Origin of the sequence: Bradyrhizobium sp. 41S5 (assembly GCF_011516665.3) — a bacterium.
GTDB lineage: Bacteria > Pseudomonadota > Alphaproteobacteria > Rhizobiales > Xanthobacteraceae > Bradyrhizobium > Bradyrhizobium quebecense.
The window spans coordinates 2,221,719-2,242,999 of record NZ_CP083721.1 but is presented as its reverse complement, the minus strand read 5'-3'; the positions used below and the strand labels follow the sequence as shown (position 1 = coordinate 2,242,999).

General features: G+C 64.9%; 18 protein-coding genes. 10 read left to right on the top strand and 8 right to left on the bottom strand.

The window, feature by feature from the left end; genetic code table 11:
• Positions 1-50: 50 nt before the first annotated feature.
• Positions 51-1,679, top strand: a complete 1,629-nt coding sequence (mdlC, locus tag HAP47_RS10555; RefSeq protein ID WP_173638298.1) for a benzoylformate decarboxylase — start codon at positions 51-53, stop codon at positions 1,677-1,679.
• 118 nt (positions 1,680-1,797) lie between these two features.
• Here mdlC and HAP47_RS10550 read toward each other — a convergent pair whose 3' ends face one another.
• Positions 1,798-3,342: a 4-hydroxyphenylacetate 3-hydroxylase family protein gene (locus HAP47_RS10550; protein WP_173638299.1), complete on the bottom strand. Its 1,545-nt coding sequence runs from the start codon at positions 3,340-3,342 to the stop codon at positions 1,798-1,800.
• An 81-nt stretch (positions 3,343-3,423) separates the two neighbouring features.
• Here HAP47_RS10550 and HAP47_RS10545 point away from each other — a divergent pair, with 81 nt between their 5' ends.
• Positions 3,424-4,044 (top strand): TetR/AcrR family transcriptional regulator, encoded by a 621-nt coding sequence (locus tag HAP47_RS10545; protein ID WP_173638300.1) that lies wholly within the window; start codon positions 3,424-3,426, stop codon positions 4,042-4,044.
• A gap of 36 nt (positions 4,045-4,080) precedes the next feature.
• Here HAP47_RS10545 and HAP47_RS10540 read toward each other — a convergent pair whose 3' ends face one another.
• Entirely contained in the window at positions 4,081-4,875 is a 795-nt protein-coding gene (locus tag HAP47_RS10540) for an SDR family oxidoreductase (protein WP_173638301.1), read from the bottom strand.
• Positions 4,876-5,121: 246 nt separating this feature from the next.
• Complete coding sequence (gene trhA / locus HAP47_RS10535; protein WP_173638302.1) at positions 5,122-5,814, bottom strand: PAQR family membrane homeostasis protein TrhA; 693 nt, start codon at positions 5,812-5,814, stop codon at positions 5,122-5,124.
• A 189-nt stretch (positions 5,815-6,003) separates the two neighbouring features.
• On the opposite strand from trhA, the gene HAP47_RS10530 reads away from it, so the two are divergent.
• The 3 genes from HAP47_RS10530 to HAP47_RS10520 all read left to right on the top strand — a co-directional run bounded on the left by HAP47_RS10530 (position 6,004) and on the right by HAP47_RS10520 (position 9,213).
• Positions 6,004-7,467 (top strand): YcjX family protein, encoded by a 1,464-nt coding sequence (locus HAP47_RS10530; RefSeq protein ID WP_173638303.1) that lies wholly within the window; start codon positions 6,004-6,006, stop codon positions 7,465-7,467.
• Positions 7,464-8,495: a YcjF family protein gene (locus HAP47_RS10525; protein ID WP_173638304.1), complete on the top strand. Its 1,032-nt coding sequence runs from the start codon at positions 7,464-7,466 to the stop codon at positions 8,493-8,495. Before HAP47_RS10530 ends, HAP47_RS10525 begins: the two co-directional genes overlap by 4 nt.
• Positions 8,496-8,643: 148 nt before the next feature.
• Complete coding sequence (locus HAP47_RS10520; protein ID WP_173638305.1) at positions 8,644-9,213, top strand: hypothetical protein; 570 nt, start codon at positions 8,644-8,646, stop codon at positions 9,211-9,213.
• Between the two features lie 415 nt (positions 9,214-9,628).
• On the opposite strand, the gene HAP47_RS10515 is transcribed toward HAP47_RS10520, so the two are convergent.
• The 3 genes from HAP47_RS10515 to HAP47_RS41300 are packed head-to-tail and all read right to left on the bottom strand — an operon-like array spanning position 9,629 to position 13,094.
• Positions 9,629-12,616, bottom strand: coding sequence for an autotransporter family protein (locus HAP47_RS10515; protein WP_231168830.1), 2,988 nt, complete (start codon positions 12,614-12,616; stop codon positions 9,629-9,631).
• Between the two features lie 33 nt (positions 12,617-12,649).
• A complete protein-coding gene (locus HAP47_RS10510) occupies positions 12,650-12,907 on the bottom strand; it encodes a hypothetical protein (RefSeq protein WP_173638306.1) in 258 nt (85 codons plus the stop codon).
• A gap of 55 nt (positions 12,908-12,962) precedes the next feature.
• Positions 12,963-13,094, bottom strand: a complete 132-nt coding sequence (locus HAP47_RS41300; RefSeq protein ID WP_256460111.1) for a hypothetical protein — start codon at positions 13,092-13,094, stop codon at positions 12,963-12,965.
• Between the two features lie 274 nt (positions 13,095-13,368).
• Here HAP47_RS41300 and HAP47_RS10505 point away from each other — a divergent pair, with 274 nt between their 5' ends.
• Positions 13,369-13,749, top strand: a complete 381-nt coding sequence (locus tag HAP47_RS10505; RefSeq protein WP_173638307.1) for a hypothetical protein — start codon at positions 13,369-13,371, stop codon at positions 13,747-13,749.
• An 894-nt stretch (positions 13,750-14,643) separates the two neighbouring features.
• Here HAP47_RS10505 and HAP47_RS10500 read toward each other — a convergent pair.
• Complete coding sequence (locus tag HAP47_RS10500) at positions 14,644-14,874, bottom strand: hypothetical protein (RefSeq protein ID WP_173638308.1); 231 nt, start codon at positions 14,872-14,874, stop codon at positions 14,644-14,646.
• A gap of 318 nt (positions 14,875-15,192) precedes the next feature.
• On the opposite strand from HAP47_RS10500, the gene HAP47_RS10495 reads away from it, so the two are divergent.
• The gene (locus HAP47_RS10495) at positions 15,193-15,558 is read left to right on the top strand and encodes a hypothetical protein (protein ID WP_173638309.1); all 366 of its coding nucleotides are present in this window, start codon (positions 15,193-15,195) and stop codon (positions 15,556-15,558) included.
• Positions 15,559-15,949: 391 nt separating this feature from the next.
• On the opposite strand, the gene HAP47_RS10490 is transcribed toward HAP47_RS10495, so the two are convergent.
• Complete coding sequence (locus tag HAP47_RS10490; protein WP_231168964.1) at positions 15,950-17,509, bottom strand: glycosyltransferase family 39 protein; 1,560 nt, start codon at positions 17,507-17,509, stop codon at positions 15,950-15,952.
• 226 nt (positions 17,510-17,735) lie between these two features.
• On the opposite strand from HAP47_RS10490, the gene HAP47_RS10485 reads away from it, so the two are divergent.
• From HAP47_RS10485 to sorA, 3 genes are all read left to right on the top strand, one after another.
• Entirely contained in the window at positions 17,736-19,472 is a 1,737-nt protein-coding gene (locus tag HAP47_RS10485; protein WP_173638310.1) for an adenylate/guanylate cyclase domain-containing protein, read from the top strand.
• A gap of 162 nt (positions 19,473-19,634) precedes the next feature.
• Positions 19,635-19,862 (top strand): hypothetical protein, encoded by a 228-nt coding sequence (locus tag HAP47_RS10480; RefSeq protein WP_173638311.1) that lies wholly within the window; start codon positions 19,635-19,637, stop codon positions 19,860-19,862.
• Positions 19,863-20,072: 210 nt separating this feature from the next.
• Positions 20,073-21,272 (top strand): SorA family sulfite dehydrogenase catalytic subunit, encoded by a 1,200-nt coding sequence (gene sorA / locus HAP47_RS10475; RefSeq protein ID WP_173638312.1) that lies wholly within the window; start codon positions 20,073-20,075, stop codon positions 21,270-21,272.
• Positions 21,273-21,281: the final 9 nt, after the last annotated feature.

Sequence of the window (21,281 nt, the reverse complement as noted above, 5' to 3'; positions counted from 1 at the left end):
TTGCTCCAGGCAATGACGGAACGTAACAAGACAGCAATGGGAACCGCCCGATGTCGTCCCGCAAACCCGCCGCCAGCAAGGGCAAGACCGTCACCGTCAAGGACGCCACCTTCGGCCTCCTGCGCGCGTGGGGCATCAAGAAGGTATTCGGCAATCCCGGCTCGACCGAGCTGCCGTTCCTGAGCGACTGGCCCGACGACATCGACTACGTGCTCGGCCTGCAGGAAGCCTCCGTGGTCGGCATGGCCGACGGCTACGCACTGGCGACGCGCAATGCCGGTTTCGTCAATTTGCATTCGGCGGCGGGCGTCGGCAACGCGCTCGGCAACATCTACAACGCCTATCGCAACCAGACCCCGCTCGTGATCACCGCTGGCCAGCAGGCGCGCTCCATCATGCCGCTGCAGGCGTTCCTCTATGCCGAGCGCGCCTCCGAATTCCCGCGGCCTTACGTGAAATTTGCGGTCGAGCCGGCGCGCGCCGAGGACGTGCCGGCGGCGATCGCACGCGCCTATTATGTCGCGATGCAGCCGCCCTGCGGGCCGACCTTCGTCTCGGTGCCGATCGACGACTGGGCGCATGCGACGCAGCCGCTCGACGCGCGCCAGGTCAGCCGCGAGGTCGGCCCTGATGCGGCCGCGATGCAGGCGCTGGTGGCCGCGCTCGGTGAGGCCAAGCGCCCCGCCCTCGTCGTCGGCCCCGCTGTCGATCGCGCGCAAGCCGTCGATCTCATGGTGAAGGTCGCCGAGAAGACCAAGGCCGCGGTCTGGGCCAGCCCGTTCTCGGCGCGCTGCTCGTTCCCAGAGCGGCACCCGCAATTTGCCGGCTTCCTGCATGCCGCACCGGGCCAGCTCTCCGATGCCTTGCGCGATCACGATCTCGTCGTCGTGGTCGGCGCGCCGGTTTTCACCTTCCATGTCGAGGGCCATGCCGCGATCTTCGACGGCACGACCACGATCTTCCAGATCACCGACGATCCCGATGCCGCCGCGATGACGCCCACGGGCCACAGTATCGTCGCCACCATGAAGCCGGCGCTGACGGCGCTGCTCGAGATGCTGCCCGAGAGCAGGCGCACCGCATCGCCGGGCCGCATCCTGCCGCCGGCGCCCGCGGCCGGCGACCCGATCCCCGCCGAATACGCGCTGCATGCGCTCTCGGCCGCGATGGGACCGCAGGACGCGCTGGTCGAGGAGGTGCCGTCGCATCGCCCGCTGATGCAGAAGGCGATGCCGATGCGCGGCCAGGACAGTTTCTACACCATGGCGAGCGGCGGCCTCGGCTACAGCCTGCCGGCCGCGGTCGGCATGGCGCTCGGCCGCAGCACGGGGCGCACGGTCTGCCTGATCGGCGACGGCTCGGCGATGTATTCGATCCAGGCGCTGTGGACCGCCGCGCAACGCAAGCTGCCGCTGACGGTCGTCGTGATGAACAATTCCGGCTACGGCGCGATGCGATCGTTCAGCCAGGTGATGCAGGTGCGCAACGTGCCGGGCCTCGACCTGCCCGGCATCGATTTCGTCAAGCTCGCCGAAGGCATGGGCTGCGATGCGGTGCGGGTGACGAAATCGGCCGAGCTTCCGGGCGCCTACAAGCGCGCCCTCTCGCATCAGGGCGCCAGCCTGATCGAGGTGATGGTGGATTCCGCAGTGCCGCTGCTCTACACGCAGAAGGGGTGAAGTAGGGTCACGTCATTGCGAGCGAAGCGAAGCAATCCAGCTTCCAGCAAGCGGAAATATGGATCGCTTCGTCGCTGTCGCTCCTCGCAATGACGGTTGTATCTACTCACGGCTCTTACTACGAAGGCACTGGCTCCTGCTCCAACGCCGCCGCTGACGGCGCCGGCACCTCGCAGCCGGTGGCGCAGCAGCGGCCGGGCTGCTTCGACACCCGCTGTCCTTCGTCGACAAGGCCGCGGCCGAGCAAATTCTCGACCAGCTCGGCCTTCTCCATGACCGGATAGTTGCGCCAGATCTCGCGCTTCATCGCCTCCGGCGAACCGCCGCCGTGCAGCGAGATCACGGAATACCAACCCGCTTCGTGCGACACCGTGAGGTCCTCGATCAGCCGCGCCACCTCGGCGCGCTGCTCGGCCGGAATATCGGGCCGCCCGCCCATGACAGCGGCGAGCGAGGCTCGCGTCTCCGGATTGTGGTCCTCGTCGGGACCCGGCAGCGCAACGATCAGCCCGCCGGAGACGTAATGTGCGACGCGATGCATGTCGTAGATCTTGGTTGCCAGCAGCAGCTTGCCGATGTTGGAGAATACCGCATCCGGCATCACCGAGCCGGCCGGATCCTTCGTGCAATAGACCGAGGACGCGACGCCGCAGGCATAGAAGCTCTCGGTGATGGTGATCAGCTCGACCATCGCTTCGCGGATATGGGCGTGCTTCTCGGCATCGAGCCCGTTGGCTTCGATCATCAGCGCGCTGGCGCCGATCAGCAGATCGCCGAAGCCGGCACGCGCGCCGATGCAGGAATGACGGTGATGCGTGGCGTAGGACGTGGTGAGGAAGCCGCCCTCCTCGGTCTCGCCGGCGAGGAAGACACGGTCATGCGGCACGAACACGTTGTCGAACATCACGACGCCGACCGACTGGCCATACTTCGCCGAAAATTTCGCCGATGCATCGCCGGGCCGGCCCGCCGGGCGCGCGACGATGGTGACGCCGGGCGCATCGACGGGCACGGCGCAACAGACCGCGAAATCCCTGTCATCGGGCACATGGGTGCGGCAGGGCATGACCAGGAATTCGTGCATGTAGGGCGCGCCGGTCACGATCGCCTTGGTACCGCGGATCACGATGCCGTCGGGGCGGCGCTCCTTGATGTGGACATAGACGTCCGGATTGGACTGCAGGCCCGGACGCTTGGAGCGGTCGCCCTTCGCATCGGTCATGGCGATGCCGAGCGTCAGGTCCTGGTCCTGCACCTCGTGCAGATAAGTGCGGAAGCGCTGGCTGTAGTCCGTGCCGTGGCGATCGTCGGTCAGCTTCGTCGCCTGATAGAGGCCGTTCAGGGCATCGTGGGTGAGGTAGCGCTGGGCGCAGCCCGACGTCCTGCACACCAGCCGCACCGCCTCGAGCTTGTAGAGCAGGTCCTGCGAGCTCTCATTGATGTGGAGCATCCGGTTGACGGTCTTGCCCGAACTGCCCTGCCGCGCCGTCATGATCGGCGCGTGCTCGGCGCGATGGGCGAAATCGTAGGTCACGCCGACACCCGCCACGCCCGGCGCCAGCAACGGCTCGTCGGCGACGCTCGCTATCGCCTCGCCATTGACGAACACCCTGGGCTTGTAGCGGCGCAGGGATTCCAGGTAGTCCGCGGCCGTCATCAGCATGACGCTTCTCCCTTGCTCATTTATTTTAACATTGTTAGATTATCTGACGCTGTAAGAATTGAGTCAAGAACCGAGTCGCCGATGCAGATGCGCGAGAGCAGGAAGGAAGCGGTCAGCCGCCATAAGCGAGAGCTGATCCTCGATGCGGCGCGTAGCGTGTTCGCCGAGGAAGGCCTCGAGGGCGCGAGCCTGCGGGCGATCGCGACGCGGGCTGGCTACACCCCGGCGGCGCTGTATTTCCACTTCGATTCCAAGGAGGCGATCTATGCCGAGGTGCTGCGCCAATCGCTGGCCTCGCTCGGCGAAGCCGTCAGCGCGGCGGTTGCGACGACGCGCGGCGCCAGACAGAGGCTGCACGCCGCCGGCATGGGCTTCTTCCGCTATTACGCGGATCATCCGCGCGACCTCGATCTCGGCTTCTATCTGTTCCGCGGCGGCATGAAGCCGGCCGGGCTCGGCCATGATCGCGACCACGAACTGAACGCCGCGCTGGAAGCCGCGCTGCATCCGATCGCCGAAGCCGCCGAGGCGCTCGGCGCGTCCAGGCAGAAGGCAAACACCGTGATGGTGGACTGCTTCGCCCACGCGACCGGCCTGCTGCTGTTGCTGCACACCGGCCGCATCAGGATGTTCGGCGCGTCCGCGCCCGATCTGATGGACACGTATCTGCGCGACCGGATCGCGCAACTCGGCAAGGTGTGACCCGGATTACGCTTCGCTTCATCCGGGCTACAGGTCTCACTTCCCCTGCGCTTCCCGCATCTTGGCCTGGATCTTGGCCATGCCGCCGATCCAGCGGTCGTAGTTCTCGGTCTTCTTGCGCATGTAGCCGAGCACCTGCGGGTGCGGCAGGATCAGGAACGTCTCCTGCTCGATGCCCTTGAGCGCATCCTGCGCGACCTGCTCGGCGGAGAGATCGCCGTCGCCGGATTGCGGCCCCTTCGGGATCGAGCGCAGCATGTTGGTGTCGACGCCCTGCGGGCAGAGGATCGAGACCTTGATGTTGTCGGCGCGGTGCGAGATCGCGAGGTTTTCGGCAAAGCCGACCGCGGCGTGCTTGGTGGTCGAATAGGCCGGGCTGCCGACCTGCGACAACAGGCCCGCGGCCGAGATCGTGTTGAGGAAGTAACCGCCGCCGCGCGCCTTCATGCGCGGCACCAGATGCCGCGCGGCATAGACATGCGCCATCACATGGATCGCCCAGCTTCGCGACCACGGCTCGTCCGAGGTGCCGCCGGCATTTTTCGACAGTGGATCGAAGCCGCCGCCGATGCCGGCGTTGGAGCAGAACAGCGCAATCGGGCCGAACATGCGCTCGGTCTCGTCGATCACGTGCAGGATGTTCTTCTCCTGCCCGACATCGCATTTGAACGCGGCGCCGCCGACCGACGCCGCGACCTGCTCGGCCGCCGCATGATCGAGGTCGACCACCACGACCTTGGATGCGCCCGCCGCGTGGAACGCCTCGCACAGCGCCCTGCCGATGCCGTTGCCACCGCCGGTGACCACCACGACTTTACCTGCCACCTGCATGGCTATCCTCCCGATATATTTGCTTGAACGCTGTCACGTTGCTCACCCATCTATCTATCCCGTCATCCTGAGGAGCGCGGAGCGCGTCTCGAAGGATGCCGGCCCGGCTGGTGGCGTCGACCCTTCGAGACGCGCGTGCCGCGCTCCTCCAGCGACAACGGCAAAGCCGTTGCGCGGGGGTGACGGGAGAGAGCAGGACGGGCCTACGGGCTTATGATAACCCATCCGCCGCGGATGGCGAGAACTTCAGCTCGCCAGCACCACGTCGAACACCGCCGTATAATGACAGACGGCCCCGAGCAGCACGAAGCCGTGCCAGATCGCGTTCTGGAAGCGCAGCCGCCGCCAGGAGTGGAAGATCACCCCGATGCTGTAGAGAATCCCGCCCGCCAGCACGAAGCCGAGCGCCTTCGCCGGCAATGCCTTCACGACGGCGTCGTAGAGCATGATGCCGCTCCAGCCCATCGCAAGATAAAGCCCGACCGCGAGCCGGTCGAAGCGGCCGGGATAGGCGAGCTTCAGCCAGATCCCGACGATCGCGACACACCACACGCCGACCAGCAGCGCGATCGCGAAAGTGCTGTCCTTCAATTCCAAGATGAACGGCGTGTAGGTCGCGGCGATCAACAAATAGATCGCGGAATGATCGAAGCGCCGTAGCACCCATTTGGCGCGCGAAACCGGCCAGAGGTTATAGGTCGCCGACAGCGTCAGCATCGCGAGCAGGCCCGCGACATAGACCGAGACCACCGCAATATCGAACGGACCGGCATAGACCGCGGTCAGCACGATCAGCGCGGTGGCGGCAACCAGCCCGAAACAGACGCCGACGAGATGGACGACGCCGTCGGCGATCAGTTCGGCACGGTCGTAGTTCCACAGCGCGGCGCCGGCCGCGTGGATCGAGGTCGAGATTTGCTTCAGGCGAAAGACCGTCATGCAGGGCTTCCCTGTGGGCCGATGGACTATGGGTAACGTGAATGGTGTGACGCGTTCAATTCCCCTCGCAATCCCTCGCCCGCAAAGGCGCCGGAAATGTGAAGCTTGATTTTGGCCCGATAATCGCCACCTTGCGGGTGATCGCCCGCCTTTTTGGCTCCTCCTGCCGGGTCCTTTCGTTAACCCTCCATGCCCCCCCGCTTCTCTGATATCGTCGAGGAAGCGCGTCTGTCGGCGCGGGCGCTGCTCGACTATAGCGAGGGCCTTTTCAAGCCGACGGTGCGGCTCGGCGTCACCGGCCTGTCGCGGGCGGGCAAGACCGTGTTCATCACCGCGCTGGTGCACGGCCTGACCCGTGGCGGCCGCTTCCCGGTGTTCGAGGCCTATGCCTCGGGGCGGATCGCGCGCGCCTATCTCGCCCCGCAGCCCGACGATGCGGTGCCGCGCTTCGCCTATGAGAATCATGTCCGCACCCTGATCGAGGAGCGGACCTGGCCGAGTTCGACCACTGACATCTCCGAACTCCGCCTCGTGATCGAGTATCAGCGGCAAAATGGCGCGGACCGCACGCTGACCCTCGACATCGTCGACTATCCCGGCGAGTGGCTGCTCGACCTGCCGCTGCTCAACAAGAGCTACGAGCAATGGTCTGCGGAGAGCCTCGCGTTGTCGCGCGAGCTGCTGCGCGCAAAGCTCGCGGCGCCCTGGCACGCCCATCTGGCAACGCTGAAGCCTGAGGCCAAGGAGGACGAGCAGGCCGCACTCACCGAAGCAAGATTGTTCACCGATTATTTGCGCGCCTGCCGCGACGAGCGCTTCGCGATGAGCCTCTTGCCGCCCGGCCGCTTCCTGATGCCGGGCAATCTCGCCAACACGCCGGCGCTGACCTTTGCGCCGCTCGACGTGCCGGTGGACGGCGGCGCGCCCGACGGCTCGCTGTGGGCGATGATGCGGCGGCGTTACGAGGCCTACAAGGACGTCGTGGTGCGGCCGTTCTTCCGCGATCATTTCGCGCGGCTCGACCGCCAGGTCGTGCTGGCCGATGCGCTCTCCGCATTCAATGCCGGCCCCGAGGCGCTGCACGATCTCGAGGCCGCGCTCGCCGGCATCCTCGACTGCTTCCGGATCGGCCGCAGCACGATCCTGAGCGCGCTGTTCCGGCCGCGCATCGACCGCATCCTGTTCGCGGCAACCAAGGCCGACCATCTGCATCACCAGAGCCACGACCGGCTCGAAGCCGTGCTGCGGCGGATCGTGGCGAGGGCCGCCGAGCGCGCCGAATATGCCGGCGCCGAGATCGACGTCGTCGCGCTCGCCGCGGTGCGCGCCACCCGCGAGGCGCAGGTCCAGCGCGGCCGGGACAAGCTGCCCTCGATCCTCGGCACACCGGCGCCGGGCGAAGTCGCCAATGGCGAGCGGCTTGATGGCGAGACGGAGGTCGCGACCTTTCCGGGCGACCTGCCCGACAACCCGGAGGAGCTGTTCAACGGCGGCTTCCGCGGCCTTTCCAGCGGCGACACCAACGCGGCCGATTATCGTTTCCTGCGCTTCCGCCCGCCGAAGCTGGAACGCAGCGGCGATGCGGAGCCGGCGTTGCCTCACATCCGCCTTGACCGCGCTCTCCAGTTCCTGATCGGAGACAAACTGCAATGAACGAGAAGACGCCCCCGCGGCGGCCGGCGACGTTCAAGCTCGACGATCCCGGCGTGGTCGTGATGGATCCCGACGACAGCGGCCGCCTCAGCCGCGGCACGATCCAGATCGTGCCCGAGGCCGAGCCCGCGCAGCTCCCGGTGCCGGTCGATACGCCGCTGCTGCCGGCGCGCCGCGGCTTCCGCTGGGGCACGCTGTTCTGGAGCGCAGTTGCGGGCCTTGTGGTGCTCGGCACCGGGCTTGGCGTGATCAACCTGGTCGAGGATCTGTTCGCGCGCAATGAAGGCCTCGGCGTCCTCGGGCTCGGGCTCGCGGTCATCGCCACGGTGGCGCTGGCCGTCGTGACCACGCGCGAGTTGGTCGGCCTGGCGCGGCTTGCGACCATCGAGAAGCTGCATCTGCGCGCCGCGGAAGTGCTGATCAGCGACGACCGCGCCGCGAGCCGGGCTGTTGTCGTCGACCTGCTCAAGCTCGCACACCAGACCCCGCAGCTCGCCCGCGCCCGCAGCGCGTTGCAGAGCCACACCGACGACATCATCGACGGCGCCGACATGATCCGCCTCGCCGAGCGTGAATTGATGACGCCGCTCGACGAGGAGGCGCGGCGGCTGGTGTCGACGGCCGCACAGCGCGTCTCGGTCGTCACCGCAGTCAGCCCGCGCGCGATGATCGACGTGCTGTTCGTGTTCGTGGCGAGCTTGCGGATGATCCGGCAGCTGGCGCGGCTCTATGGCGGCCGGCCCGGCGCGCTCGGAATGATCCGCCTGCTGCGTCACGTCATCGCGCATCTGGCGATCACCGGCGGCATGGCCGCGAGCGACAGCCTGATCCAGCAAATGCTCGGCCACGGCATCGCGGCAAAACTCTCGCAGCGGCTCGGCGAAGGGATGCTCAACGGCCTGTTGACCGCCCGCCTCGGCCTCGCCGCGATCGACGTCACCCGCCCGCTTCCCTTCAACGCACTGCCGCGCCCGGCGCTGACCGATCTGGCGAAGGACCTGATCCGCAAGCGCGAGGAAGAGGAATAGCGGCGTAGGGGGGACAAAGGCACGTTTGCGCCGTGCCCGCCATCCACGTCGTGCTCGCGACAAACACAGCTGTCGTCCCTGCGAAAGCAGGGACGCATACGCCGCAGCGGATTTTGTGAACGGGGCTCGTCGTTCCAGCAACGCAAGATTGCGGCTGAGGGAGCTTGATGCCGACGCGCACCGGGTGAACTCACAGCAGTGGCCGATTTCGGTTGGCGAAGCCGATGCGAGAGAGTTGATCGCGAGGCGCGCGGACGCTGGCAGGCCCCACCTGGAAAACGCAATTGAACACGGGCTGTCGATCACCTTTGCTAAGACACGGCTGTCGGGGCTGGTACACAATGCGCAGCCGGGAGCCGTCGCCTTCATCGAGGCCGAAGATGCTGTTGGGCTCATCTGTTGGCTGCTCGGCAAAGAGCTTTTGGAAAAAACCAGCGCCGGTTTTCGTGAGATTGGCGACCCAAAAAATGCGCTCGACGAGCGGCAGCGCGCCGAAATGCTCGCGACTATCGCCGCAGACCGTCTTTCTGCGGAACGCGCCGAGTGCAGCTTGATTTGGGGCGCTGCTGCGCGCGGCGAAATTACTGATTTTCGCCCGACGACATCGCCACAGGCAGTGTTGGGCGTGGCCCTTCGCACCGTCTCGCGCGGGGCACCGCCGCCATCGTCGCCGGAGCATGCCTACGACATCATGCAGCCGGGCGGCGGACGGCGGTGACACCGATCGTGCGAAGTCGGGAGGGTTGCCTGCCACTCCGACATCGCACGGGCGGCGGGGATGTCTTTCCGTGAGCGTCCTCGCCGCCACCAATATGACGATCGCGCTGTCGAGAACCACTGGCAGCGCCGACCAAACGGCGACGGGCCTCACTGGCGGCGAGCCGTCGCGTAGGGCCGGATGCTTCCCTTGCTGGCGCATGGGGGACATCCGGCCCGCCTCGCTGGGCGAGCGCGGGGAATTATAGGTCGCTTCAGCAAACCTTTGACACGGCAACGGAAAAGCGCGTTTCGAGGGGCGATTATCGCCAATCCTCCGCGCGCTCGCGTCTGACCGCATCGCTCTCCGGGTTTTTCACCTTGAGTAGCCAAGGTCTTCATCGGATGTCGGGCGAAGGTTCAGACGCCAGTCAATTTCACCACGTATATCGCACCCCGGCGGCTCCCCGGACGCCGTCGCGCCTGCCGCCGTCGGTGTTGCCGACGGCAAACTGATAGTCGGCATTGGCGTAGAAGCTGACATTCGTGTTCACCTTCACGCTCAGGCCACCGCCCAGTTGCAGGCGCGTGGCCTGTTCCAGTAGCGGCACCAGATCGACGCCGGAATATGTCGTGGTCGCCTGCGCCCCCCAGTCACGCCACAGATTGGCGCGCACATAAGGCTGCCACACCTGCCCGCCGTCGCTGACGATGGTCCATTTGCCGCGCAGGCCGATCCGCCCGCTTGCGCCCGACGTGGTGCCCAGCCCGACCTGACCCAAGCCGTCATTGGCGTCGTCGAACGACACACGCTGCCAGACGATCTGCGCCTGCGGCTCCAGCACGAAGCCGGGCCCGAACAGCGGCATCCGGATCGGATAGCCCGTCTCCAGCGATGTGAGGACGCCGAAGCCGGAGGTATCAAGTCTGGCGAATTGCGTAGACGCCGCGCCTTGATAGTGCGTCGCCTGCGCCACCGCGTCGAGGTACCAGTCGCTCGGGCCGTAATGCGTCCAATAAGCGCCGCCCGACCAGGCATCGAGATTGAGGCCGCCGGTGTGGCGAAGCACATAGCCGGTTGCCGCCTCGTTGGTGACGAGGCCGCTCACATCGACATTGGCATTGGCATATCCGACATAAATGCCGGCGGCATCGCGATGGCCCGGGATCCATTCGCCACGCCACAGATCGATGCCGCTCTGAAAGCCCAGCAACTGGCCGGAGGCGCGCGGATCGGCAAACGCCCGGTAATGGTTGTCGATCTGCTGGCCGAGGACCCGGCCCCAAATCGAGGGCCCCCAGCCGGCGTTCGGGCAATCGGCCGCCGGCGCTTTCGCCGGCGCCTTGCGGAACATCCCGTCCGGTGTGCCGCCATCGGCTGGGCATGGCGTCCCCACATTTGCGAGCGAAGTATCGCCGATGCGCTCATGCAGGGTGCCGAGCGTCGTCATCCCCAATTGCCGGGCGATCGGCTGGACCACGCCGTAGGTCGCGATCTCTGGCCCGATGATCGGGAAGACACCCGGCGGCAGCGGCCCAGTCACCGGCGGTTCCGGCGGCAAGATCGGCGGCTCGGTCGGCTCGACCGGCGGAATGATCGGCGGTCCGACAGTGAAGGTCGAGCGGAGGAACCAATCGTTGGGACTGCTGCCGCTGAGGCCACCCCGGAACAGATCGTAGTCGAAGGCGCCGCCGCGCACCTCGCCGGCGAGCGCGAAGGCACCGGGCACCGTCGTGCCGCCGTTGATCGCCTGCACCACCGGAATGCCATTCGCCACCGTCTCGGCACCGCGACCGCCCGCATTGGTAATACGCAAGAACGAATTGCCGGTCGCAGTGCCGCCGTTGATGATGAGCTTATCCGACGGCGAACCGTCGCTCCCCAAGAAGGTGTTCAACGCGATCGTTCCGCCATTCCCAATGTAGTTGGTCGTCGTCAAGACCGTGCCCGGGGCGGCGCCCATGCCCATGTTCACCAAGCCGGCATTGGTGACGCCGGGGACGGTCTGGTTGAAGCCGTTGAGATCGAGCGTTCCGCCGCTCACGACCGCCACGGGCGAATTTGGGCTGAACGTGTTCAGCGCGCCGGCGCGCAACGTGCCCCCGTTGACGTTCGTCGGGCCGCCGTAGCTGTTGGCAGCGGTGAGCGTGGTGGTTCCCGCAAGTACATTGACAGTCCCGACGCCGCTGATCGCGGGCGCAAACACGTAGTCGGTGGACGTGTGATTGAAGTTGATCGTACCGGTGCCAGCGCCAAATGCGACGCTCGGCGCCGTGAGCGTGCCGGGTGCGGCCGCCGGAGCGCCCGCACCGGCGCCGATGTTCAGTGTTCCAGTCGCACTGGCGTTTGCCGCGATCGTGACGGTAGGCGCGATGACATTGCCGCCGTCCGCGATCGTGAGCGTGCCGGTGCCCGACCTGCCAATATTAATCCCCGCAATGTCGGTCCAAAGGGAGCCCGCGCCGGTCACCGTCACGGTACCGAGCGAACCTGCACCGTTGCCGATGTTGCTGACGAGGGGGGTGATATCGATGACGCTCCCGCCATTTGAGATCATGAGGGTGCCGGTGCCAAAACTGCCGATATTGAGCCCGCCGCTTGGTCCGTTGATCCAGCTGGAGCCCGGGCCGGTCACTATCACCGTCCCCATCGAGCCGGCGGCCTTTCCGATCGAGCCGCCCGTAGTGCCCACCGTGGTGCCGTCCTGAGCCGAGCCGCCGTCTTGAATGATAAGCGTGCCCGTACCCAAGCCGCCGACCACCACATCGTTAACATTCGTCCAGCTGGAGCCCGCGCCGGTCACGATCACCGTGCCCACCCCGCCAGGTAGATCGCCGATCGTCCCAAACTGATTGGTCAATGTCCCGCCGGCCAGGATCGTGAGCATTCCTGTCCCGTTTGCGCCGACGGTCAGGTTCCGGGCTAATGCGCCCGGGCTCGCAACCTCAGTCGCATTCGGCGTCACGGTATTGATGTTTGCGTCGGTCAACTGCCCGGGAAAGGAGGGGGACCAGTTGCCGATCGAGAACCATTCAGAGGAGAGCCGTCCGGTCCAGTTGGTCTGGGCGTGTGTCGAAACTGTCGATACTGCGAAAAGCGCGATTGCCGCCAGCAATCTGGAGGAGGCAAATTTGCCGCCGGCGGGTGCCGGTGACGTCGTGCCCCGGCGCGGTCCGATGGACGACAGTGGTCCGCACCCCATATCAGCCCCAATCAATCGGCAATGCTGACAATTACTGGGCCGCCACAGCCCGATACTGGGCCGCCACAGCCCGACGCACAAACTGAGCTTGCGAATAAGCGAAGTCACAATCGTCACCTCGATTGCCGCAATTGTGACGATGACGAATGCAACTTTACCTTTTCTGATGGCTGTTGCTCTCCGGCCACGCAATGCTGACCGCGAAGCCAGCAAGTGGCCCATTCGGCCTCTTTAGCGAAGGGCAGAATGCCGCGATCAGGTGCGCCAGCGGTTCGAGAACCTGAACACGTTGACGAGGCGCGGTCCCGGCTCGATGTCGATCAGGCCGAGATGGTCGAGCAGCTTCAGCGATGGCGAGATGGACTGCCGTCCGATGTGGTGATCCGCCCTGAAGTCAGTGTAGCTCACGCTCGCGCTGCTGCCGTTGCCGATGGCCCGCTCGATCGCACCGAACACCCGCCGCGCGCTCCGGGGCAGCATCCGGAAAGCCGGTGAGTTCTCCCGATCTGGCATGTCGCCTCCCTCGACCAGTAAACTCGCGGTAGCGCCGGGACACCGCGAGTTGCGCTCACGCCAACAGCAGCACCGTGACCGCGACGATCACCGCCGCGATGAAGATCAGCGCCTGACTGGTCGACATGCGCCACATGGTGCGCCTGTACGTCGATGCCCCGCTGCCGGATTTGCAGCCGGTCTTCAACGATCAGGCCAGCGGTATGTGCGACGGCCCGGCTTACTCTTCAAATAGGAGCGGGGGTGCCCACGGATGCCGAACCGTTTGCTTGGGCGTCTTGGGTACTGCGTTCTCCACCGGAAGATGGCGATCGAGTTCACGCACAATGGCAGAGAGTTCCCGCTCAATTTCTAATTCGCGTTTTTCGCTGATTGGCACATGACGCTCCTTTGGTTGCGTCCCCGGCCTTTTGCTACTGCGGACGATCGATCTATGTAATTGTCCCGAGGAGCATTGTCCTATGGGGCAATGGCGCGACCGCACCCCTTTCGCATGTTTGCAATTTTTGTTTTTTGAGGTTCATTTGCTGAACGCTTTTCAAAGGGCTCGCGAAATGCCGCCGCGCGCTGATCTGTTCGAGGCCACGATGCAGGGCTGGGCGCGGCTCAAACCGCAGCAGCGCGAGCGGTTTTTCCAAGCGGGCCTGAAGGCGGCGCTGCGCCTCGATCGGCAACAATTCCGCGAATGGCTCATGCGGCGGCTGATCGAACCCCCGCTCGCCGCGCCGGTCGATCCGGCCAGCTTCGCCATTTCGCAGGCCGACATCGCGCTTCTCATGCGATCGGCGCGCCCGAAAAAGGCGGCAGAAACTTCCGGGTTTTCGGAAGCACCGCTCAAATAAACCGCAGGCCGCCTCCGCAACGCAATCTGGGAAACCAAAATTGCAAATATGTTGACATCTTGCCGTCGCGCGGTCCCCCCGGAGGAGGCTGAGCTTCACAGTACCCCACGCCCGAACGGGGCGATCACTGGGACATTGCTTGAGACATCTCGGGGCGTGTCTCCGCGTTGCGCGCAATCGCATCACGTCACGATCGCAAGCGTCATCGCGATCGACGATGACGGCGACCGGGTGCAACGGGAAGCAGCAGGTGGCGCGCACAGGGACCGCATTGCATGAGAGGGAGAGCGGGACCAAGGCGCGTTTGACGCGCGCTATTTTATTTTCCAGTGTCCTAAGTGCTGCTACCAAAAGTGATCGCCGCATGGTGCGGAGAAAATCGAACCCAAGCTCTTTTGGGTTCACCTCCGCTTTCGGCGCATAGATCGCAATATCACCATCGTCATTGAAGGTGACTGCCAAGCTGACAAGGTTAGCTGCTTCATATGCGACGGACAAACCATCGCGCTTGATCAACTTGTCTGTTGTCTGCTCGCATGCCGAAAAGGTGTCCTTCAACTCCTTGCGACTGAATTCCCGCGATGAGGTTAGACGACGCACCTTAGCCATGTCGCTGGTCTTTCCTTCGGATGCCACCCAAGCATCTTCGGAAGGAGTATTTGTCGGAAGCCTGCGCAAAATTTCCCGACAATAAGCGGAAAGTAATCGAACAAACTTTGCGCGGCCCGGTTTCGTGAAATCGAAATCAGGTCGCACCGCGATAGAGATGAGTTCTCTTGCCGCCGGGATTTGTTCTTGAGCAACCACCTCTCTCGGGAACCAGACAAATCCAGCCAAGAGCAACAGTGCGGCCCCATTCTTTGGAAAGACCAATCTTAATCGCATATCGAGCCTTCACCAGTCGTTGAGTTCGAGGATCAAATCGGCATCGGGACCCTGATCGGGGTCCCTGCGGCTAAGTTCATTCAGTTCATCGCTCATGCCAGCAAGTCTGATCTGGATCGTCTTCAATCGCATTTCGAGTTCGCTGGTCATCGACAGCGTGAACGCGCCGAGCCAGCAGATCAGCGTGTCAGTCCGATCCAGATTGAGGAGCCACGGTGCGCAGATCGCGCCGATTGCCATGATTGTCGTTCCAGCGCGCCGCCATGATCGCATCCGACGATACTTTTTCAGCGCGCCCTTAAGCTCGAACTCCATCTCGCCCCTCCCGGAAACTCAGGCCCGCGACAGCGTCGACCTGTTCGTTGGCGGGGTGCGGGCTGTTTGCTGCTATCCACAGCGTATCAAGCATCGCCATGCACTCGCGACCACAACCGCTGATCTGTCCGCCGCGACGGACCACCGCGTCACCATCGACAGCCGTCGCGCATCAGCCCCCACTCATGGTTGGCAAACGCCGCGCGACACGGCATCCTACCGGCGGGCAGGAGGCGAACACTCATGGATCGGGTACCGCCGGACCGCGCGTTGATCGAGTTCAAAAAATACGAGCGCGTCATCTCTGCGGAGAGGAACAACGAGCACGGCACGGTATACGTCATCAGCAAATACAGGTGCCAAGTGCGCTTCGATGGCGGCGAGAAAATATGGGTCTTGAAGTCGTCCCTGACCAAGCATCCCGAAGGGCTTATGTTCAAGCCTGAGATAACCAAGGGCCGCCGCGTGCTCTATCAGACGCTCGACAACTTCTCGCGCGCCGAATGGTGGGGTTTAGTTTTGCAAACCCAGAAAGACAAAGCACTCGTCCACTTTGACGACCACGGCACGGTTTGGGTCGAACGAGACAAGCTGACGATACTCAAATAGGAGAGGCGACGGGTCGCGCGGCAGGCGACGGCTCGTCCATAGCCTACCGGAAGCGCGCCGGGGCGGGACCGGGTCCTGCGCACCCGGCATCAGGACAGCGGGCAAGCGCGGTCATCGCATCCAGCAGCCTCGCGCCGCGATCTGCCGGGCAGTGCGCATGGTTGGGTCAGCATCACGCCACGGACAGGCGCGGCATCACAGCATCGCGTCGTCCCGACTTCGATCCCGATCGCGTCAGCAGACCCGCAGGGGACGCGCGTGGTGCGGGTCTGGGCTGTTCGACGCATTCGGGTATAGTCGGCGCGAGGACGCATCAGCGCGCGTCCCTGCGCACTCTGAGGGCCTTATGAAAAGTACACAAACAGGGACACAGACGGGAACCGCTGTTCGATTATCCCATTGAGAAACATATGTAATTTTTTAGACGCTCTCCCGAAATTCTCTCACAAGGGGAGAAGGAAGGAATACGCATCGCCAGCACGCGCCAGCGGAAGAACGTGGTGTCCGGCGGCGGCGACAGATCGGGTGTCCAGCCGCTGATCTTCTCCAGCGCATAGGTGTCCATCACCATGCCGCGCCAGCTCCGCGTCACGCGCTCCAGCGGCTGGCGCACCGCTGATGTCTCGCTCCATAGCGGCAGGTTGTTCTCGGGCTCGCGCCCCACATAGATGCCGACGTGATCCCTGATCAAGCTGATGCCCGGATCGGCAAAGCCCTGGAAGCGGCCGCGCTCATTGACCTCAATCACCGGCACCCGCCCGCGCAGCATCCAGCGTAGCATCGCATAGGTGCGATAGTCCGTGGTCGCGACCCAGGTCGCGCCGGTCGCCTGCACCTGCGCCAGAGTATGCGCAGCCACCACATCATAGCCTGCCTCGGTGCCGATCGGATCGGTGCGGCCGATCAGATTCCACGGCGCGAACATGTAATAGAGGAAGACGCAGACGACGAAGACGATGCCCGATGTGATCGCAGTCCGCGCCCAGCACACGGTCGATTTGACGAGCCCGATCGACCAGCCCTCGAACGGCATCCGCGTGACGTTGATGGCAACCGCCGCAAAGCCCGCCGGCCACAGGAACATCGGCCAGGTGTCGCCGACCCGCAAGGTCAGCGACTTCCAGAGGAAATAGGCGAACGGCACCAGCACCGCGGTTGCAAGCAGGATCGCGACCGGCTCGCGCCTGACATAACCGCGCCATGCCGTCAGCACTGTCCCGAACAGCGTCACCGGCAGCAGCACGAAGCCGACCAGGCCGAACTGCATGCCGATGAACTCGCCGAGCGTACGGAACGTCAGATCGCGCTCGGCGGTGGCGCGCACCGCCTGGAAGCGGAACGAGGCCCAGTCATGCTCCGCATTCCAGATCAGCACCGGCGAGAACACGACGATCGCGATCAGCGCGGCGAGGTAGGGATACGGACTGCGCAGCCAGCGCCAGCGCCAGTCCGACACCAGCGCAAAGGCGAGCACCGCCGGCGCGAACATGATCGCGGTGAATTTCGACAGCAGCGACAGCCCGGCAAACAGCCCCGCGGCGAGCCACCAGCGCCCGTCATTGCTCTGCGCGAGCCGCACCAGCGACCACAGCATCGCGACCGAAAACGGGATCAGCGCGGTGTCGGGTGCGACCTTGGCCATTAATAATCCGTAATACAGCGCCGCCTCCGGCAGCAGCAGCGCCAGCATCACGGCACGGACATTGTTCGATGTCACGCGGCGGACAATGTCCGCGAGCAGGAGTTGGGTGGCCAGCATCGCCACGATGCCACCGAGGCGGACGCCGAGATTGGTGTCGCCGAGGATCGCTGTGCCAAAACGGATGAACCAGGCGACCATCGGCGGATGGTCGAGGAACGACAGCACGTTTTCCTTCGACCAGGTCCAGTAATAGGCCTCGTCGGTGCGCAGATCGAGCGCATGGGCATAGACCAGCCGCATCGCGGTCATGGCGACGATAACGGCGATGACGCCGCGCCAATCCGGCGCGCGCGAGCGGGCCGGCTTAACGCTGATGTTATCGGCTCCGGATTGGGCTTGGGCTTTCGTCACGGCGCCTTTTGTTCGACTATTAACGGAGTGTCAACGTGCTGCACGGCCCGCTACCGCGACCCATCCGGACCCGCGATGGTGTTCAGCGCGGGAATTAATCACTAGAATTGCCGATATGAATCACATGGCCTCCCCCTCGCGCGAACATTTGCAGGAAATGGCCCGCGGCATCGGCCAGCGGCAGGTTCGCCTGGTCACGGGGGCGATCATGTTCGCCTACCTGATCAGCCATTTCCTCAACCACGCGCTCGGCAATATCTCGACGGAGGCGATGGCGATCGGGGTGCATTACCACACCGAATTCTGGCAGTTCCTGCCGGTCGCGATCGTGTTCTATGGCGCCTGCCTGGTACATACCGGGCTCGGGATCTGGGCGCTGTATCAGCGCCGCGAGTTCCACTGGAAGGCGATCGAGCCGCTGCAGCTCACGCTTGGCCTCAGCATCCCGATGCTGATCGTCGCGCACGTCGTCGGTGTGCGGCTCGGCAAGACCCTGTACGGACACGAGAAGCTCTACCCGCAGGAGCTGTACACGTTCTTCATCGCCTCGCCGAACCGGCTGTGGCTGATGCTGGCGGTACTGCTGATCGCCTGGGTGCATGGCTGCATCGGCCTGTATTTCTGGCTGCGGCTGCGTGCGTTCTTTACGCGCGCCGCGCCGTTCCTGCTCGCCACGGCCGTGCTGATCCCGACGCTGGCGATACTCGGCATCTATCAGGCCGGCCGCGCCACCATCGCCGACTACCAGGATTCCGACTGGCGGCGCGAGGAGCTCTCGGTGCAGAAGCTCGGGGCGGCGGCCCAAGGGACCACGCTCGAGAAGATCACGGATGACCTGACGATCGGCTATCTCGGCCTGCTCGGCCTCGTGCTGCTGGCGCGCGGCGCGCGTGCTCTGCTGGAACGCCGCGGCGGCATGATCGCGCTGTCCTACGGCAACGGCCGCACGCTCCGGGTGCCGAGGGGATTGAGCGTGCTGGAAGCGAGCCTGCGCTACAACGTGCCGCATGCGAGCGTCTGCGGCGGCCGTGCGCGCTGCTCGACCTGCCGCATCCGGATCATCGGCGATCACGCCGCCCTCCCCGAGCCTTCCCCGCGCGAAGCCTTCGTGCTGCACCGGGTCGGTACCGACGATCCGTCGATCCGGCTGGCCTGCCAGTTGCGGCCGACCGGCGACCTGGCCTTCTTCCAGCTGTTCCTGCCGCACACGATGTCGGCGAACGGGCACGCCGCCAATCCGACACGGGTCGGCCAGGAGCGCTATCTCGTCAGCATGTTCGTCGACATGCGCGGCTCGACGCAGCTTGCCGAGAAGCGGCTGCCGTTCGACACCGTGTTCATCGTCAACCGCTTCCTCGGCGCGGTGTCGCAGGCGGTGCTGGAAGCCGGCGGGCGGCCCAACCAGTTCATCGGCGACGGCATGTTGGCGCTGTTCGGGCTCACCACCGACCGGCAGGTGGCCTGCCGCCAGGCACTGCGCGCGGCGGCGCTGATCGCAGCCAATATCGACGAGCTGAACCAGTTTCTCGGTCACGATTTGCGCGAGCCGATCCGCTTCGGCATCGGCATCCATGGCGGCGAGGTGATCGTGGGCGATATCGGCTATCGCGACCACATGGTGTTCACCGCGCTCGGCGACGCCGTCAACGTCGCGGCACGGCTGCAGGACATGACGAAGGCGCTGGCTTGCGAGGCGGTCATCTCCGACGAGGTGCGCGTCACCGCCGGCCTTGCCGACGATACCCTGCCGGCGCAGGAGGTCGCGATCCGCGGCCGCAACGAGCCGATGACCGTGCGCACCGTCGAGGCGACGCGCGTCCTGTCCGCGCTGGTCGACGACCGGCACGCCGTCGCGGCCTGACCGGTTCATCTCCCCCTTCACCGAATGTGACCTGCCGCACATCCGAAGCTGCGTTGAGCAGAGATGCTCGAACGCGCCCGGTGCCGGATGCGACTGACTGGCGATGGGTAACACTGCAACCGCGCCGCGACAGAGTTCAACGCGCATCTGAAGGAGACGACCATGCTTCGCAAAGTCACGCTTGCTCTCGCGACTGCCGCAACACTTGCTGCCGCCGCGCTGACACCGACCTCGGCTTCGGCCAAGCCGTTCTTCTGGCATCCGTATCACCATCACTTCTGGGGCGGCCCGGGCATCTCCGTCGGCTTCGTCGATTCCGGCTGCTACGTCACCCGCCTGGTGCTGACGCCCTACGGCTATCGCTATCGCACCGTGAACGTCTGCTACTGATCGAGCCTTCGACTTGGATGGAAATGCCCCGGTCGCCGCATGCGACCGGGGCTTCTCGTTGTTGCGACGCAACGCTGCGAAAGCTCAATTGACTTGCAGTTGTCAGGTGCGACATTTGTCGCCGCGCGCATTCCGTGATGCGAACGCGCGCAAGGCAAGGTGAGCCTGGTGATGACCAGCTCACGACAGAACAGCTTCGGAGGAAGCGGAATGCTCGATCGACGAGACTTGATGAAGCGCGCCGGGTTGGCCGCTTTGGTGACGGGGCTGGGATCAAGGGGCGCATTCGCCCTCGACACCGTGACGCTCCCCTTCGGCAATGGCGAACGGCCGCTGGTGCACTACCCGCAGAAGCGCCCGATGATCGGCCAGACCAGCCGGCCGCCGCAGCTGGAAACGCCGTTTGCGATCTTCAACGACGGGCCGCTCACGCCGAACAACGCGTTCTTCGTCCGCTATCACCTCGCCGGCATCCCCTACGATCTGGATCCGGACAAGTTCACGCTCGAGATCAAGGGCAAGGTCGACAAGCCCGTGAGGCTGTCGCTAAGGGACATCCGGAAGCTGAAGGCTGTCGAGCTCGTCGCCGTCAACCAGTGCTCCGGCAACAGCCGCGGCTTGTTCAATCCGCGCGTCGCCGGCGGTCAGCTCGGCAACGGCGCGATGGGCTGCGCACGCTGGCACGGCGTGCCGCTGAAGACCGTGCTGGACATGGCCGGCGTGCAGACCGGCGCCAAGCAGGTCACCTTCAATGGCATGGACGGTCCGGTGATGGATACGACGCCTGACTTCGTGAAGGCGCTCGACATCGACCATGCGCGGGACGGCGAAGTGATGCTGGCCTGGGGCATGAACGGCGAGGACCTGCCATTCCTCAACGGCTTCCCGCTCCGCCTCGTGGTGCCCGGCTATTACGGCACCTATTGGGTGAAGCACCTCAATGAGATCACCGTGATCGACAATGTGTTCGAGGGCTTCTGGATGAAGTCGGCCTACCGGATTCCGGACACGCCGAACAATGCGGTCGAGCCCGGCACCGCGCCAAAGGCAACGATCCCGATCAACCGCTTCACGGTGCGTTCATTCATCACCAGCGTTGCCGACGGCGCCAGGCTGAAGGCCGGCCGCACCACGCTGCGCGGCATCGCCTTCGACGGCGGCAAGGGCATCAAGGAGGTCGCGGTCTCGATCGACGGCGGCAAGAGCTGGACGCCGGCCAAGCTTGGCAAGGATCTCGGCAAATACGCCTTCCGCGAATGGAAGCTGAAAGTAGCGCTTCCCGCCGGTGCCTCGGATCTGAAAGTGCGCGCCACCAACAATGCCGGCGACACCCAGCCGATGGATCCGCTGTGGAATCCCGCCGGCTATCTGCGCAACGTCGTCGAAACCGTGCGCGTCACCGCGGCGTGAGGAGAAGCA